Origin of the sequence: Halobacterium yunchengense (assembly GCF_037031165.1) — an archaeon.
Taxonomy (GTDB): Archaea; Halobacteriota; Halobacteria; order Halobacteriales; family Halobacteriaceae; genus Halobacterium; species Halobacterium yunchengense.
The window spans coordinates 36,341-52,879 of sequence record NZ_JAYEZL010000005.1; the positions used below are offsets into that span (position 1 = coordinate 36,341).

Genomic DNA, 16,539 nt, shown 5'->3' on the forward strand with positions numbered 1-16,539 from the left:
GTTCAATGCGGGGGCGTGCCAGGGTACGGCCGACACGCCCGATGCAACCCGACGGCCGCGACGTCGACGCCGAGGAGGTCGCCGCCCTCCGCCAGTCGGTCGACACGGAGGACGTCGACGGACTCGCCGAGCGCCTGGACAGCCCGGACCCCGACGTGCGCGCTGGCGCGGCGTGGCGGCTCGTGGAGGCCGCGGCGGAGCGCCCGACGAAGGTGCGGACGGTGCTGGGGGACGTCGTGGACGCCGTCGACGACCCGGACGTCTGGGTGCGCCGCGGGGCGACGTGGGCGCTCGCCGAGCTCGCCGACGCACAGCCGGACGCGCTCGCCGTGAGGTTCTCGGCGCTCGTCGACCTGACGCGCGCGGACGACCAGCTCGTCAGGCAGAACGGCGCGGTCGCGGTCGCCGGCGTGACGAAGGCCTACCCGGCGCGGGCGACGGCGGGGCTGTCCGCGATCGCGCCGCTCACCGACGACGAGGACCCGCTGTTGCGGCGGTACGCGAGGGAGGCCGTCGAGGAGGTGACGCGCGCCATCGCGGCGCGCGCGGACGACGCCGGCTACCCGATGGTCGTGCGCGCCCACCCCGCGTACGCGGACCTGTTCCCGGAGGGCGTCGCGGTGGTGACGGTGAACGAGGACGACGAGCGGTCGCTGCCGGTGCGGGTGTCGTTCGGCCGGGAGGCGCCGACGACCGTCAGCGAGGACCCGGACGTCGAGGGCAGCCTGGGGCCGCCCGAGTCGGTGCCGGACCCGCCGCGCGTGACTCTCGCGGAGGACGACCTGGCGCCGGACTTCACGCTCAGGGAGGGCGTGCTGACGACCGACTACCGGGCGACCGTCGACGAGGACGTCCTCGAGCACGGCCTGGCGACGGTGCGTCGGCTGCACGTCGAGGTGAGCGAGGTCGTGTCGGCGTTCGGTGACGCCGTCGAGCGCTGGCAGGCCGTCGACGGCCACGATCACGTCGCGTCCGTGCTCGGCTACGGGGCGCGGTGGCTGGCGACTCCCTACGACGACGGGGACACGCTGGCGCGGCGTCGGCCGCCGGCGACGCTCGCGGAGGCGGTCTGGGACGTGGGCGCGGTGACGAAGGCGGTTAGTCACGCGCACGCGCGGGGCGTGGTCCACGGCGGCATCTACCCGGGGGCGGTCCGGTACCTGGACACGGGCCCGGACGCGTGGGACGCGCCGGTGCTGGGGGACTGGGGGTTCGCGCACGCCGCCAGCGCCGTGCAGACCCCGCCGATTCCGGGCGGGTTCGCCGCGCCGGAACACCGGGACGCGGACGCGTACGGCCGGTTCGACCAGGCGACGGACGTGTACGGGATGGGCGCGCTCGCGTACTTCCTTCTGACCGGCGAGCCGCCGGGCGACGCCGACGGCCGGGTGCCGGCGTCGGAGCGGAATCCGGTGCTGCCGGCGGCCGTCGACGACGTCTTCGAGCGGGCGCTGGCGGCGCCGAAGGCCGAGCGGTTCGCGACGGTGCTCGACTTCCAGGCCGCCTTCGACGAGTTCGCCGGGACGCTCTCGTCGGACGCTGGGGGTGCGTCGGCGTGACGGCTGCGGACACGCTGTCGACGGTGGCGTTCACCGGGTACGGCATCGCCGTCGTCGCGGGGCTGGCGTTCACGTACTACGCGGTGCAGAACTACGCCCTCGACCGCATGGAGGGCTACGAGGACTTCTGGGGGTACCTGACGTACCTCGGGGTGGCGTTCGCGGCGTTCGGACTGGTCGGCGTCTGGGAGGTCGCTGTGGGAGGTGGGTCCGTGGTCCGGGCGTTCGCGGACCTGACGCTCCTGTTCGGCATCGCGTTCGGGGCGTTCGCGATGCGGGAGGTGTACTACAACAGCGCGCTCGCGCCGGACCCGGGCGAGGAGCGCGTCTCGCTCGACCGCCTCCGGGTCGTGGAGTTCTCGTTCGCCGCAGTCGTCGCCGTCGAGTGGGTGGTCGCCGCGTGGGTGGGGCAGTCGGCGGCGACGGTGACGCTGCGCGGCGCGGCGGCGCTGGCGTTCGCGGGCTACGGGGTGGCGTTCAGCGAGCGCCTGGAGTCCCTGGCCCGGGGGACCGCGCTGGACACGCTGCGCCGCCACCTGCTGCTGGTGCTGGTGTGTGCGACCGGCGTCGCCGTCGCGGACGTGCTCGCGCTGGTGGCGCCGGCGAGCATCGCCGAGAGCACGTTCCACGTGTTCCTCGTGCTGTTGGGCGGCCTGCTGGTGCCGCCGACGATCCGCCTCCAGCAGTCGGTGGCGGGCCGCCAGTAGGCCTCGCGGAGGGGCCTGGCGCGGGTGGGGTGCTGTCCGGACCCGAGTGCCTTAGGTCGGCCTAAACATCGACACATCTTTTAGGGCAGCCAAAAATAGTGGCGAGTAACGGATGACCCGAGACGTCTGCGTGGTCGTGCCCACGATCCGAGAGTACGAGTGCATGCGCGAGTACTTCCGGAACGCCCGCGACCACGGCTTCGACCTGGACCGCCTGTTCGTCGTCCTCGTCACCGAGGACTTCTGTGACACCGACGGGATGCGCGCGATGCTCGACGAGGAGGGCGTCGCCGGCGCCGTCTTCGACGAACGCGACCGCGAGGCGTGGTTCGACGAGCAGGGCCTCCCGGAGTACAGCCACCTGATCCCGGAGGCCAGCCACGCCCAGACGTCCTTCGGCCTGCTGTACCTGTGGGCGAACGACTTCGAGTACGGCGTGTTCATCGACGACGACACGCTCCCCCACGACGAGTGGGACTTCTTCGGCACGCACCTCGAGAACCTCGCCTACGAGGGCGAACTCGAGGCGGTGTCCAGCGACGAGCGGTGGGTGAACGTCCTCTACCAGTCGGAGACCGACCTCTACCCGCGCGGCTACCCGTACTCGGCGATGGACGAGACCGTCGAGACGGAGACGGCGGACGTCGACCGCGTCGTCGCCTCCCAGGGCCTCTGGACGAACGTCCCGGACCTCGACGCGGTCCGCATCCTGATGGACGGCGACCTCCAGGGGCAGGCCCAGACGCGGACCGGCTTCGAGGACTTCGACCGGGACTTCGTCGCGGCCGAGGGCGACTACCTCACCGTCTGCTCGATGAACCTCGCGTTCCGCCGGGAGGTCGTGCCCGCGTTCTACCAGTTCCCGATGGACGAGAACGCCTGGGACGTCGGCCGCTTCGACGACATCTGGAGCGGCGTCCTCCTGAAGCGCGCGGCCGACGTCGTCGGCGGCCAGATCTACAACGGCGCGCCGCTGTGCGAGCACAACAAGGCGCCGCGGTCGACGTTCGACGACCTCGCCAACGAGGTCGCGGGCCTCGAACTGAACGAGCACTTCTGGGAGGAGGTCGACGCCGCGACCCCGGCGGAACCGACCTACGCGGCGGTCGCGCGCGCGGTCGGCGAGCGGCTGCGGGACGGCGACTACGAGGAGTACAACAACGGCGCGTTCCTCGAGGAGTGCGGCGAGTACCTGCTCGACTGGGTGAACTGCTGTGCGGAACTGGCCGACGAGAAGGTCGCGGCGCCAGCCGACGACTGACGGCCCGGACGAGCTATCGACGGGTCCGGCCGACGACTGACGGCCCGGACGAGCTATCGACGGGTCCGGCCGACGACTGACGGTCGCGGCTACTTCTTCGGTTCGTCGGTCGCAGTGGAACCGGTAGTTATAAGAGTTTTAGGCCAACCTAATTTAGAGTATGAGAGAGCGACGGACCCAATCGCGTCGCCGATTTCTCGCGGCGGCAGGCGTAGCGTCCACGACCGCACTCGCAGGCTGCTCCGGCATCTCGGGGGTCCTCGGCGGCGGCGACGGCGAAGACGGCGAAGACGGCGAGGACGGCGAACGCCCCTCCCTCACCGACTTCCGGGGCTCCGGCGAGTACGTCGCCGACCGCCCCGCTCCCGGCGGCACCTCCGTCGAGGAGCTCCCCGACCTCGAGGGCGAACTCGCCGTCTACCTCGGCGGCGGCGAGGGCGGCCGGTACACCAACCTGATGGACCTCTTCAACCAGTACTACGACGACTTCGAGGTCACCTGGGACACGCAGCCGTCCTCCCAGCTCGCGAACACCATCGTCCAGGAACACGAGAGCGGCGCCACGCAGGCCGACGTCTTCTGGTCGGTCGACATCGGGTCGCTGGCGTACGTCAGTGAGAACGGCGCGGCCACCACGCTCTCCAGCGACACCGTCTCCCCCGCGTTCGAGCGGTACCACCCCGACGACACGTGGGTCGGCGTCGCCGGGCGCTCCCGCGCCATCCCCTACAACACCGACGAGTTCAGCGAGTCCGAGATGCCCGACAGCATCGACGCGTTCGCGACCGAGTCCCGGTTCGCGGGCAACGTCGGCTGGGCGCCCACGTACGGCGCGTTCCACGGGTTCGTCACCGCGATGCGGCACATCCGCGGCGACGACGCCACCCGCGAGTGGCTGAACGGCATGCTCGACCAGGACGTCAACCGCTACGACAACGAGTACCTCGTCGCCCAGGCGACCGCGAACGGCGAACTCGCCACCGGGTTCGCGAACCACTACTACACGATGCTCGTGCTCGCCGGCAGCGAGGACGCACCCATCGACCTCACGTTCACGAAGAACGACGCCGGCTCGCTCGTGAACGCCGCGGGCGCGTCCGTCCTCGAAGGCGCCAGCGAACCCGAACTCGGCGAGAACTTCCTCCGCCACCTGCTCTCCGCGGAGGCCCAGGAGTTCTTCGCGACCCGCGGGTTCGGCTACCCGATGATCGAGGGCGTCGAACCGGTCGGCCCGCTCCCGAAGCTGAGCGAGCTCGAACCGCCGGAGCTCGACTTCCAGAAGCTCTCGGACATCCAGCCGACCCTCGAGCTGCTGCGCGACGTCGGCATCCTCTCGTAGATGGCCGCGAGCGACCGCCTTGACCGCCTCCGAAACGACGCCACCGGCGACGCCGGCGAAGCCGCCGGCTTCTCGCTGGCCGTCACCGCGGGCGCGGTCGCCGCGGTCGTCTCCCTCCCCGTCGTCGTGTTGCTCGCCCGCGCCGCCGACTACGGCCTCGGCCACCTGCTCGGGCTCGTCACCCAGCCCAGCAGCGTCCAGGTCGCCGTCAACAGCATCGTCCTCACCGGAATCACCACCGTCGGCTGCGTCCTCGTCGGCGTTCCGCTCGCCGTGCTCACGGTCCAGACCGACCTCCCGTTCAGGCGGTTCTGGACCGTCGTCGGCGCGCTCCCGCTGGTCGTCCCCAGCTACATCGGCGCGTTCACGTTCATCGCCGCGTTCGGCCCGCGCGGCGAACTCGCCGACCTGCTCGCGCCCCTCGGCGTCGAACGCATCCCCGCCATCTACGGGCTCCACGGCGCCGCGCTCGTGCTCGTGCTGTTCACGTACCCCTACGTGTTCCTCACCACGCGGGCCGCGCTCATCTCCTTCGACGGGACGCTCGTGGAGGCCGCGCGCACGCTCAACCACTCCCGCTGGGAGTCGTTCAAGCGCGTCACCGTCCCCCAGATCCTGCCCGGCGTCACCGCCGGCACGCTGCTGGCGTCCCTGTACGCGCTCTCGGACTTCGGGACGCCGTCGCTGATGCGCTACGAGGTGTTCACCCAGCAGATCTACGTCGCCCAGCGCAGCCTCGGCGTCCCCGAGGGCTACCCGGCGATGCTGTCCCTCCAGTTGCTCGCCATCGTCGCCGTCGTGCTCGCGCTCGAGTCCCGGGTCGGCGGCTCCACGACCGCGTACATCTCCCGGGGCGCCCGCCAGCCCAACCGCATCGAACTCGGCGCCTGGAAGTGGCCGGCGCTGGCGTTCTGCTCGCTCGTCGCCGTGCTCTGCCTGGGCGTGCCGCTGGGCGTGCTCGGCTGGTGGCTGTACCGCGGCGGCGAGACCGTCTTCCAGTTCGACCCGACGGTCGCGTGGAACTCCCTGAAGGTCGCCGTCGCCGCCGCGCTCGCGGCGACGGTGCTGGCGCTGCCGGTCGCGGGCTACGGCGCGCGCTCGAGCTCGGCGCTGTCGACGGTCTTCGACCGCCTCACGTACGTCGGCTACGCGGTGCCCGGCGTCGTCATCGGGCTCGCGCTCATCTACCTCACGACCAGCGCGGACCTCCTGACGTGGTGGCTGCCGTTCGGCGAGGACGCGGTCACGGGCGTCGTCCAGTCCGTCTACAAGACGGTACCCCTGCTGGTGTTCGCGTACGTCGTCAGGTTCCTCCCGCAGGCGGTCGGCACCGTCCGGTCGTCGGTCCTCCAGGTCGACCCGAAGCTCACGGAGGCCGCGCGCACCCTCGGCCGGTCGTCGTCGGCGGCGTTCCGCGAGGTGACGCTGCCGCTGATCGCGCCGGGCGTCGCCGCTGGCGCCGCGCTCGTGTTCCTCACGACGATGAAGGAGCTTCCGGCGACGCTGCTCCTCAGTCCGATAGGCTTTGAAACCCTGGTCACGTACATCTGGCTCGTCAGAGGAGCCGGCTCGTACGGCGCGGCCGCGATCCCGGCGCTCGTGCTCGTGGGCGTGTCCGCGCTCTCGATGGTCGTCATCCTCGCCCAGGAACGATACAATGGCTGACAGCGAACTCTCGTCGGACGCGACGCCGGACCGCGAGTCGACCCCGGAGCCGGTCGGCGACGCGGCGGACGCCGTCCTCGAACTCGAGGACGTCACCAAGCAGTACGGCGCGGAGACCGCCGTCCGGGACGTCACGCTGGACGTCCGCGACGGCGAACTGCTGACGCTGCTCGGGCCCTCGGGCTGCGGGAAGACGACGACGCTGCGGCTGCTCGCCGGCCTCGAACGCCCCAGCGAGGGCTCGATCTCGCTGGCCGGCGACGTGGTCGCCGGGCCGTCGACGTACGTCGAGGCCGAGGACCGCGGCGTCGGCATCGTCTTCCAGGACTTCGCGCTGTTCCCCCACCTCTCGGTGCGGGAGAACGTCGCGTTCGGCCTCAAGGACGCCGACGGCGAGACGACCGAAGACCGGGTCGACGAGCTGCTCGACCTCGTGGACATGCCCGGGATGGGCGACCGGTCGCCCGACCAGCTGTCGGGCGGCCAGCAGCAACGCGTCGCGCTCGCGCGCAGCCTCGCGCCCGAACCGGACATCCTCCTGCTGGACGAGCCCTTCTCGAACCTCGACGTCCGCCTGCGCGTGGAGATGCGCGAGGAGGTCCGCCGCATCCTCAAGGCGGCGGGCGTCACCGCCGTCTCCGTCACGCACGACCAGGAGGAGGCGCTTTCCATCTCGGACCGCGTCGCCGTCATGAACGACGGCCGCCTCGAACAGGTCGGCGACCCGGAGGCCGTCTTCGAGCACCCCGAGTCGCGGTTCGTCGCGTCGTTCCTCGGGCAGGCCGGGTTCCTGTCGGCGCGCGTCGGCGACGGCACCATCGACACCGCCATCGGGAGCTACGACCGCACCCTCCTGAAGGGGCTCTCGGACGGCTACACGGGCGCGATGGTGGACGTGCTCGTGCGGCCGGACGACCTGCGCGCGGTGCCGGCCAACGAGGCGAACGCGGACGGCGCCATCGTCCGCCGCCAGTACACCGGCCCGTCGTTCATCTACCACGTGGAACTGGACAACGGCGACGTGGTGCGCTGCCTCCACAACCACGCCGAGGACATGGACGTCGGCGAGCACGTCACCGTCGACCTGGTCTCCGACCACTCGCTGGCCTGGTACCCGACGCAGGGATGACCGCGGGCGACGGGCACTCCGTCGAGGACGCGGCCGCCGCGGGACTCGCTCGCGTGCGCGCCGCGAGCCCCGTCCCCCTCGCGCCGCTCGTCCTCGCACTCGCGGCGGCCGTCGGCGCGTACTGGCTGTCGACGACGGTCTTCCCGTACCACTCCTCGAACCACGACGAGGCCGTCTACCTCCAGCAGGCCGCGATGCTGCTCGAGGGCCGGCTGTTCCTGCGGCCGCCCGTCGACGGCGCGTTCCAGCCGTGGTTCTTCGTGGAGTCCGAGCGCGGCCTCTACGCGAAGTACTCGCCGGTCACCGCAGGGGTGTACGCGCTCGGCGAACTCGCGGGCTCGTACCGGTACGCGCTCGCCGCCGTCGCCGCCGCGAACACCGGACTGCTGTACGGCGTCGCCCGCGAGGCGTTCGACCACCGGACGGGCGTCCTCGCGGCGGCCGCGCTGCTGACGGCGCCGCTGTTCGTCGTGCAGTCGGGCGTGTTCCTGCCGTACGCGCCGACGACGATGCTGAACCTCGCGTTCGCGCTCGCGTACTTCCGCGCGGAGCGCACCGGCAGCGTCCGCTGGGCGGCCGCCGCCGGCGCGGCCGTCGGACTGGCGTTCTTCTCGCGGCCGTACACCGCGGTCCTGTTCGCGACGCCGTTCGTCGCGCACGCCGTCTGGACGCTCCGCGAGCCCCTGCGCGCGTTCGCCCGCGAGCGCGCGGTCGCCGAGCGCGCCCGGCGACGCGTCGCGACAGCGGCCCTCGGCCTCGCCGGCGTCGCGGTGACGCTCGGCTACAACGCCGTCGTCACGGGCGACCCGTTCGTGTTCCCCTACCAGGCGTTCGCGCCCCGGGACGGCCTCGGGTTCGGGCACCGCGAGATCCTCGGCTACGAGCGCGACTACGACGTCGAGCTCGCGCTCCGCGCGAACGCGCGCGTCGTCCGCCAGTTCGTCACGCAGTGGGCGCCGTTCGGCGCCCTCGGCGTCCCGCTCGCGGCGGTCGGCGCCACCGCCCGGCGACGCGACTGGCGCTGGCAGCAGGCCGTGCTCGCGGGCGTCGCGGTCAGCGTCGTCGTCGGGAACGTCTACTTCTGGGGGAACCTGAACGTCCTCGGCGACCTCGAGGACCCCACGGACGGCCTGATATCGACGCTCGGCCCGTACTACCACTACGACCTGCTCGTGCCGACGAGCGCGTTCGCGGCGGCGGGCCTGGTCGCCGCCGTCGACCGCGTGCGGCGGGTCCTCGACGGCCGCGTGACGGGCCGCCGCGCGCGCGTCGTCGCCGTCGTCGGGCTGCTCGCCGCGAGCGCGCCGCTCGGCGGCGCCGCGGCCGCGGGCGCGGAGTACCCGGTCTCCGTGAACGACGCCGTCACCGACCAGTACGAGGCCGCCTACGAGCCCTTCGAGCCGCGGCCGCCCGCGGACAGCGTCGTGTTCCTCCCCGACCAGTACGGGGACTGGCTGAACCACCCGTTCCAGCACCTCCGCAACGACCCCGGGTTCGACGGCCGGGCGGTGTACGCCCTCGAGGACCACCAGCTCGAGGTGGTGGACGCGTACCCCGGCCGCGAGTACTACCGGTACGTGTACCGCGGCGTGTGGTCGCCGTTCGTCGGCGACCCCGTCGACCCCCACCTCCAGCGCGTGCACGCGGTCCGCGGCGAGGCCGTCACCGTGGACACCGAGATGGGGCTGCCGTCGTGGACGGAGCTGGTGACGCTGACCGTGACGGTCGGCGACGAGCGCGTGAACTACGTCGTCGACGACGCCGGCGGGCGGGAGCGCGCGGCCGTCGACGTGGTCGTCCGGGACGGCCGCGTCCGGCTTGCGGGCGACGTGACGCCGACCGGCGAGCCGTCGCTCGCGGTCGAGGACGGCGACAGCGTCACCGTGGACGCGCTCGTCGACGGCGGCTACGGCGCCGGGTTCCAGTACAGCGTGCGGTTCCCCGTCGACGAGACCGACGACGGCTACCGGACCGTGACGCCGTACCGCGGGCTCTGCACGGACCTCCAGACCTGCGACGGCGGTGCGGCGTACGTCCCGGGCGTCGGCCCCGAGGGGTCGTTCCTGAACGTCTCGGTGCGGGCCGCCTGACGCGAGCGAGGAGTCCGCGTCCAGGGGCGAGGAAGTCGCGTCCCGCGCATGCCGGACGCTCGGCGATCGAAGAGCGGGCAGCGAGAACGCGAAGCGCGACCGAACAGGTAGCCGCGCTCGACAGTCGATTGGATGAACGACCGCGGTCAGTGGTTCGCCTTGCGGCGGTTGAGGCGGAACCGGTCGGCGACCTCGGAGGCTGCGACGAGGACGATGCCGACGAGCGTGGCGACGGCGAACATCCAGCCGAACCAGTAGCCGACGGCCGCCAGCTGGGAGACGTCCTCGGAGGGCGTCGTCGTCCCGACGTAGTAGGTCAGTCCGATCCAGGCCGCGTACAGGACCGCGAACCTCACCGCCGTGGGCACCCAGCCGCTGACGTACCGGTCGTAGAACTGCGCGGCGCTCCGGACCGTCGACCCACCGGTCTCGCCGACGTCACGATTTCTCGTCGCTCTTACCATGCAAATACTACACCAGCAGTATGTATATACTCTCGGGTCAGCGGAGCCGATACCGACGTTGTACTTATCGTACGTTTTTCGGGAGCTGTCGGGGGCGGCCTGCGAACAGCCGGGGTCGGCGTGGAGCAGTTGGGGTCGGCGTGGAGCAGTTGGGGTCGGCGTGGAGCAGTTGGGGTCGGCGTGGAGCAGTTAGGGTGGACCGAGCAGTTGGGGTCGGCGTGGAGCAGCTGGGGTCGGCGTGGAGCAGTTAGGGTAGCGTGGACCAGTGCGGGCTGCACCGTCGGGGGAGACACCGCGTGAGGCGGCTCGACGGGACCGGCGAGCGCGGGACGGGGTTGGCGCGTCAGGCCAGCGGCAGTCGCTCCTCGGCGCAGACCTTCAGGATGGAGCCGAGGATCTCGGCGCCGCCCTCGAGCGGGTCGAGTTTGGTCTCGCCGAGGCGCTCGTCGTACTCGATGGGGACCTCGAGGACGTCGTAGCCCCGGCAGAGCGGCCGGAGCAGCAGTTCCGCGGACAGGCCGGTGTTCTGCGTGTAGTCGACGTCCTCGACGACCTCCCGGCGGTACGCGCGCATCCCCGTGGTGGTGTCGTGGACGCGCTCGCCGACGAGAACCGACGCGATGGCGGCGAAGGTGGCGTTCCCGAGGCGGTTGAACGCCGGCATCTCGTCGGCGCCCCAGTAGAGGCGGTCGCCGCTGACGACGTCGTAGCCGTCGTTGACGTACTCCAGGAAGTCCGGGATGCGGTCCATGGGGTAGGTGTCGTCGCAGTCGGTGGTGACGACGACGGGGGTCTCTGCGGCGTACAGCGCGGCGCGCACGGCGACGCCGTAGCCCAGGGGCTGCTGTTCGATGACGCGGGCGCCGTGCTCGCGGGCGATCTCGGGCGTGCGGTCGCTGGAACTGTCGACGCAGACGACGTCCGCGCGGCCGTCGGTGGCGGCGTCGATGTCCGAGAGGACCGTCTCGATGGCGGCTTCCTCGTTGTACGTTCCCATGACGACTGTGACGTCGTCGAGCGTGAACGGGCCGTCGCGTTCGCTCATCACCGAACGCTACCCGCGCGGACTATTTTAGGCTTGCCAAAATTATCGCCACCCACCAGCAAGTGATAAATAGGTACGCTTCAAAGGTCTGCCAGACCGCGGGCTCGCGGGAAACCATGACAGGAGACGGGACTGACGACGGTGCCGACGAGGCGACGGTCCTCGTCGTGGACGACGAGGAGGGGCTCGCCGACCTCTACGCCATCTGGCTCCGCGAGCAGTACGCCGTGCGCACCGCGTACGACGGCGACCAGGCCCTCCAGGCTCTCGACGCCTCCGTGGACGTCGTGCTCCTCGACCGCCAGATGCCGGGCGTCTCCGGCGACGACGTCCTCGAGACCGTCCGCGAGCGCGACGTCGACTGCCGGGTCGCGATGGTGACCGCCGTCGAACCGGAACTCGACATCGTCGACCTCGGCTTCGACGACTACCTCCGCAAGCCCGTCGACCGCGAGACGCTGCGCGCGACGGTCGACCGGCTGCTCCGACGGTCCACGTACGACGACGCCGTCCGCGAGTACTTCTCGGCCGCGCGCAAGCACGCGCTGCTCGTCGAGTCCGACGACCCGACCGTCGCCGACTCCAGCGAGTTCGAGACCCTCGAGGACCGCCTCGACGAACTCCGCGACCGCCTCGACGACGTCGTCGGCGGCTTCGACGACGACGACTACGAGGTGCTGTTCCGCCGGCTCTCGCCCGGCGAGGGCGACGATGACGCGGACCGGTGACCGGCGGACCGAGCTGCTGTCCTACGCGGAGACGGTAGCGAAGGCGACGGACGTCGAGACCGTCCGCGAGGAGCTCGCGGCCGCCGCCGCGTCGGCGCTCGACTGTCCGTCGGCGGCCGTCGCGACGGAGACCGACGGCGCGCTGTCGGTGCGCGCCGGGCGCGGCCACGCGCCGGCCCTGGACGAACTCGCCGCCGACGGCGGCGTCGCCGCGCGCGCGTCCCAGCGGGGCGAGTCCGTGCTCGTCGAAGACAGCCGCGAGGACGCTCGCGTCCCGGACTCGCCGGAGGGCGCGCCGCTCGCGGTGCTTTCCGTCCCCGTCGGCGACGCCGGCGTCCTCCTCGCCGCCGACGACCCTGGCGGCCTCGACGGCGACGACCTCGCCGTCGCCGAACTGCTGGCGTCACACGCCGCCCGCGCCGCCGAGCGCGTCCGCTCCGAGGGCGACCTCCGGGAGAGCGAGCGGCGCTTCCGGAAGCTCTTCGAGCAGGCCGACGACGCGCTCGTCCTCTACGACGTGGCGGCGGGCGGCACCGAGATCCGGTTCGCGAACGACGCCGCCGAGGCGCTGTTCGACGCGCCCGAGTCGGCGCTCCGCGGCGAGTCGCTGGCCGCGTTCTTCGACGTCGACGCCGAGCGCTTCGCGCCCGGGGACGACGACGCGTCCTTCGAGGCGCGACTCGCCGCCGACGACGACCGCGTCTTCGAGTTCCGCGTGAAGCCGTTCCTCCGCGACGGCGGCCCGGACGCGTTCGCCATCGTCAGCGACGTCACCGACCGCCACCACCGCGAGCACTCCCTGACCGCGCTCCACGACGCCACGCGCCGCATGCTCGTCGCCGAGGACGACGAGCGGATCGCCGCGGTCGCCGTCGAGGCGGCCGACGACCTGCTCGGCCTGCCGTTCGTCGGCGTGTTCTACGCGGACGACGACGACCGCGCGCTCCGGCCGGCGGCGGTCTCCGACCCCGTCGAGGGGGACGAACCACCCGTCCTGCGCGCCGGCGAGAGCCTCGCCTGGGGCGCCTACGAGACCGGCGAGGTCCAGTCGTACGGCGACGTCCGCGAGGAGTCGACCGTCCACAACCCGGAGACCCGGATCCGCGCCGAGATCATCCACCCGCTCGGGAGCCACGGCGTCCTCCTCGTGGGCGCGACGGAACCCCACTACTTCACGCGGACCGACCGCGACCTGCTGCGCGTGCTCGCGACGAACACGGAGGCGGCCCTGGACCGCGCCGGACACGTCCGGCAGCTCAGGCGCCGGGAGTCCGAGCTCCGCCGCGAGCGCAACCGGCTCGGCGCGCTCTTCGAGAACGTCCCGAGTCCGACCGCGAGCTTCGTCGTCGAGGACGGCGACCCCATCGTGCGGTCTGTCAACCCCGCGTTCGAGCGCGTGTTCGGGTACAGCGAGGACGAGCTCGCCGGCGAGAACATCGACGACTACATCGTGCCGCCGGACCGCGAGCGGGAGGCCGGCGTCTACAACCGGAAGCTCGTCGCCGGACAGAACGTCAACGTGGAGGTCCGTCGACTCACGGACGACGGCCCCCGGGACTTCCTGCTGGACGTCGTGCCGTTCCGGCTGGACGAGCCGAACGTCCACGGGTACGCGGTGTACACGGACATCACCGAGCGGAAGGAACGCGAGCGGGAACTCCGCCGCCAGAACGACCGCCTCGAGGAGTTCGCGAGCATCGTCAGCCACGACCTCCGCAACCCCCTGAACGTCGCGCGCGGCTACCTCGAGCTCGCCGAGCAGACGGGCGACGACGAGTACTTCCGGCGCATGGACGAGGCGCTCGACCGGATGCACGACATCATCGAGAGCGTGCTCTCGCTGGCGCGCCACGGCCGCAGCCTCGACGACGCCCGCGACATCGCGCTGGCGGACGCCGCGGAGCGCGCGTGGCGGACCGTCGACACCGGGGACGCGACGCTCGACGTCGCCGACGACGTCACCGTGACGGCCGACGAGTCCCGGTTCGGGTCGCTGCTCGAGAACCTCTTCCGGAATGCCGTAGAGCACGGCTCCCCGAGCCCTGACTCGCAGGCTCGTCGGGGCGCCACCGGGTACGGCGGCGCGGACGTCACCGTCACCGTCGGCGCGCTCGAGGACGGCGACGGGTTCTACGTCGCGGACGACGGCCCCGGCATCCCCGAGGGCGAGCGCGAGGCGGTCTTCGAGTACGGCGAGTCCCGCAACGAGGAGGGCACCGGGTTCGGGCTCGCCATCGTCCACAGCGTCGCGGAGGCCCACGGGTGGACCGCCGAACTGACCGACAGCGACGCCGGCGGCGCGCGCTTCGAGTTCCGCACCGGCGACTGACCGGGCGCCGCCACCGGCGTCCCGGTCGCTGACTCCAGTGTCCCGGCCGCGGACTCCAGTGTCCCGGTCGCTGCCTCCAGTGTCCCGGTCGCTGACTCCAGTGTCCCGGTCGCTGACTCCGGCGTCCGGCACCGCGCGGCTCCCAGGCTTATCCGGCCTGCCGTCGAATCTCCACGCATGGGCTTCGAACAGACGTGGCGCGACCTCCGCGAGCGCGTTCGCGACCGCGGCGGCGCCGTCTACCGGACGCCGCGGTCCGACCGGTCGTTCGCCGTGACGGACGTCGCCGCCGACCGGATCGACGTGACCTACGTGGAGAGCGGCGCCGCCCGGACGCTGTGGCGCGACCAGTTCGAACTGCTCGCCGACCGCCTCGACGACGGCGACGCCGTCGCGTTCGCGGACCTGCCGCCGGGCGTCGAGCCGTACGTCGCCGTGCTCAGCGCGAGCGACCGGTACGCGGTCGAGGACGGGGCGCTGCGCCGCGGCGACGCCACCGGCGAATCGCCGCTCGTCCGGGAGCGCGAGCACCCGGACGCGACCGCGCTCCGCGACGACGCGCGACTGCTCGCCGCTCTCCTGGACCGCCGCGACCTCGCGTCCCTCCCCGGGCTGGCGGACGGCGACGTCGTCGACCTCTACGTCGCGCTGTCGGACGTCCAGCGCGGCGCCGACGACGTCCGCCGCACCGTCGGCGACGAGCTCCTCGACCGCATCGGTCCGTCCGGGCGCCTGCAGGGCCGGTTCGGCACCGTCTCGCGCGCGGAACGCGAGCGCCGCCGCCTCCGCGACGAATCGACGGTCTTCGACGCGCTCGACGACCACGGCATCCCCCGCGAGTGGGTGACCGGCGTCGACACCGACAGACTCGACGTCGTGCTCGCGGTCACCGACCTCGACGCCGACGAGGTCTACGACGTCGACACCGCGACGTACGTCCAGAAGACCGGCGTCGCGGAGACCGAGAAGGCGGCCGCGCTCTCCGGGCTCCGCGACCGCCTCGCGGCCACAGACGGGGACGAACCCGACCTCCGCGACGAACTGGACGACCTCGAGGCCGCCATCGACGACCGCCTCGGGAGCGAGTAGGCGGCGAGTGGGCCCCAGGCGAGCGGCGAGTCGGAAGTGAGCTGGCGGCGAGTCGGAAGTGAGCTGGCGGCGAGTCGGCGGCGGGGTCGCCGGCTTCGACGCCCCTATCACCGTCGGGCGCACACCCCAGCGTGATGGGTCGCTACCGGACGGCGGGCAAGTACGTCCTCCTGTGTGCGGTCTGGGGGACCGCGTTCATGGTGACGGACGTCGGCCTCCAAGACCTGCCGCCGGTGCCGTTCGCCGCCGTCCGGTTCGACGTCGCCGCCGCCGTCCTCTTCGCCGTGGTCGCCGCGACCGGCGGGCTCGCCCGACCGCGCACGCGCGACGACTACGCCTACGTGCTCGCTGGCGGCGGGCTCATGATCGGCGCCCACCACGCGTTCCTGTTCGCCGGCCAGGAGTACGTGACGGGCGCCGTCGCGGCCGTCCTGCTCGGCCTCGTCCCCGTGGTGACGCCCGCGCTGACGCGGCTCGCGTCGACCGACGAATCGTTCACCGCGAACACCGCCGTCGGCGTCGCGCTCGGGTTCGCCGGCGTCGTCGTCATCGCGGACCCCGACCCCGCGAACCTCGCGGCGAGCGCGCTCGGCGTGGCGCTCGTGCTCGCGTCCGCGCTGACGTTCGCGGTCGCCGCCGTCGTCACGCACAGCCGGGAGCCCGCGCTGTCGTTCGCGCCCCTGCAGGCGTGGACGATGGCCGCGGGCGCGGTGTTCCTCCACCTCGCGGTGCTCGCGGTCCCCGGCCAGTCGTTCGCGGACGCGTCCTGGACGCCGGCCGCGCTCGGCGCCGTCGCCTACCTCTCCGTCGTCGCGGGCGTCTTCGGGTTCGTGTTGTACTTCCGGCTGCTCGACGGCCTCGGCCCGATCGAGATGAGCTTCATCGAGTACGTGATTCCGGTGTTCGCCGCGCTCGCCGGCTGGCTCGCCCTCGGCCAGACCGTGACCGCGGCGACGGTCGCCGGGTTCGCGTGCATCTTCGCCGGCTTCGTCGCGGCGAAGTGGCGCGCGCTCCGCGCGGAACTCCGGCGGTTCGCCGCGAGCGCGAGCGCCGGCGCCGCCGACTGACGGGCGGAGGGAGTCAATCGTCGGACGCGGTCGCTGTCACCCGCTCCCGGCGCGGTCGCGGCGTGAG

At 72.3% G+C, this 16,539-nt stretch carries 13 protein-coding genes; 11 read left to right on the forward strand and 2 right to left on the reverse strand.

Annotation, left to right across the window (positions count from 1 at the left end; translation table 11 throughout):
- The first annotated feature begins 41 nt into the window (after positions 1-41).
- The 7 genes from U5911_RS14020 to U5911_RS14050 all read left to right on the forward strand — a co-directional run bounded on the left by U5911_RS14020 (position 42) and on the right by U5911_RS14050 (position 9,750).
- Positions 42-1,559 carry a HEAT repeat domain-containing protein gene (locus U5911_RS14020; RefSeq protein ID WP_336037681.1) on the forward strand — a complete coding sequence of 506 codons (1,518 nt, stop codon included), beginning with the start codon at positions 42-44 and terminating at the stop codon, positions 1,557-1,559.
- Complete coding sequence (locus U5911_RS14025; RefSeq protein ID WP_336037682.1) at positions 1,556-2,266, forward strand: hypothetical protein; 711 nt, start codon at positions 1,556-1,558, stop codon at positions 2,264-2,266. The genes U5911_RS14020 and U5911_RS14025 overlap by 4 nt, the downstream gene beginning before the upstream one ends.
- Before the next feature lie 112 nt (positions 2,267-2,378).
- Positions 2,379-3,527 carry an alpha-1 4-glucan-protein synthase gene (locus tag U5911_RS14030; RefSeq protein ID WP_336037683.1) on the forward strand — a complete coding sequence of 383 codons (1,149 nt, stop codon included), beginning with the start codon at positions 2,379-2,381 and terminating at the stop codon, positions 3,525-3,527.
- A gap of 160 nt (positions 3,528-3,687) precedes the next feature.
- Positions 3,688-4,866, forward strand: a complete 1,179-nt coding sequence (locus U5911_RS14035) for an extracellular solute-binding protein (protein ID WP_336037684.1) — start codon at positions 3,688-3,690, stop codon at positions 4,864-4,866.
- Positions 4,867-6,531, forward strand: coding sequence for an ABC transporter permease (locus U5911_RS14040; protein WP_336037685.1), 1,665 nt, complete (start codon positions 4,867-4,869; stop codon positions 6,529-6,531). It abuts the gene before it with no gap.
- Positions 6,524-7,660 (forward strand): ABC transporter ATP-binding protein, encoded by a 1,137-nt coding sequence (locus U5911_RS14045; RefSeq protein ID WP_336037686.1) that lies wholly within the window; start codon positions 6,524-6,526, stop codon positions 7,658-7,660. Before U5911_RS14040 ends, U5911_RS14045 begins: the two co-directional genes overlap by 8 nt.
- Entirely contained in the window at positions 7,657-9,750 is a 2,094-nt protein-coding gene (locus U5911_RS14050) for a DUF7846 domain-containing protein (RefSeq protein ID WP_336037687.1), read from the forward strand. The genes U5911_RS14045 and U5911_RS14050 overlap by 4 nt, the downstream gene beginning before the upstream one ends.
- A 146-nt stretch (positions 9,751-9,896) precedes the next feature.
- Here the strand turns inward: U5911_RS14050 and U5911_RS14055 are convergent, their stop codons facing one another.
- The gene (locus U5911_RS14055) at positions 9,897-10,214 is read right to left on the reverse strand and encodes a hypothetical protein (RefSeq protein WP_336037688.1); all 318 of its coding nucleotides are present in this window, start codon (positions 10,212-10,214) and stop codon (positions 9,897-9,899) included.
- Positions 10,215-10,557: 343 nt separating this feature from the next.
- On the reverse strand, positions 10,558-11,259 hold the full coding sequence (locus tag U5911_RS14060) for a dolichyl-phosphate hexose transferase (RefSeq protein ID WP_336037689.1): 702 nt from the start codon (positions 11,257-11,259) through the stop codon (positions 10,558-10,560).
- A 116-nt stretch (positions 11,260-11,375) separates the two neighbouring features.
- On the opposite strand from U5911_RS14060, the gene U5911_RS14065 reads away from it, so the two are divergent.
- The 4 genes from U5911_RS14065 (at position 11,376) to U5911_RS14080 (ending at position 16,472) form a co-directional block, all read left to right on the forward strand.
- Positions 11,376-11,987, forward strand: a complete 612-nt coding sequence (locus tag U5911_RS14065) for a response regulator (RefSeq protein WP_336037690.1) — start codon at positions 11,376-11,378, stop codon at positions 11,985-11,987.
- Positions 11,971-14,316: a PAS domain S-box protein gene (locus tag U5911_RS14070; RefSeq protein WP_336037691.1), complete on the forward strand. Its 2,346-nt coding sequence runs from the start codon at positions 11,971-11,973 to the stop codon at positions 14,314-14,316. Before U5911_RS14065 ends, U5911_RS14070 begins: the two co-directional genes overlap by 17 nt.
- A 177-nt stretch (positions 14,317-14,493) precedes the next feature.
- Positions 14,494-15,405 carry a DUF7983 family protein gene (locus U5911_RS14075; protein ID WP_336037692.1) on the forward strand — a complete coding sequence of 304 codons (912 nt, stop codon included), beginning with the start codon at positions 14,494-14,496 and terminating at the stop codon, positions 15,403-15,405.
- Positions 15,406-15,539: 134 nt separating this feature from the next.
- Positions 15,540-16,472 (forward strand): DMT family transporter, encoded by a 933-nt coding sequence (locus U5911_RS14080; protein ID WP_336037693.1) that lies wholly within the window; start codon positions 15,540-15,542, stop codon positions 16,470-16,472.
- Positions 16,473-16,539 lie beyond the last annotated feature (67 nt).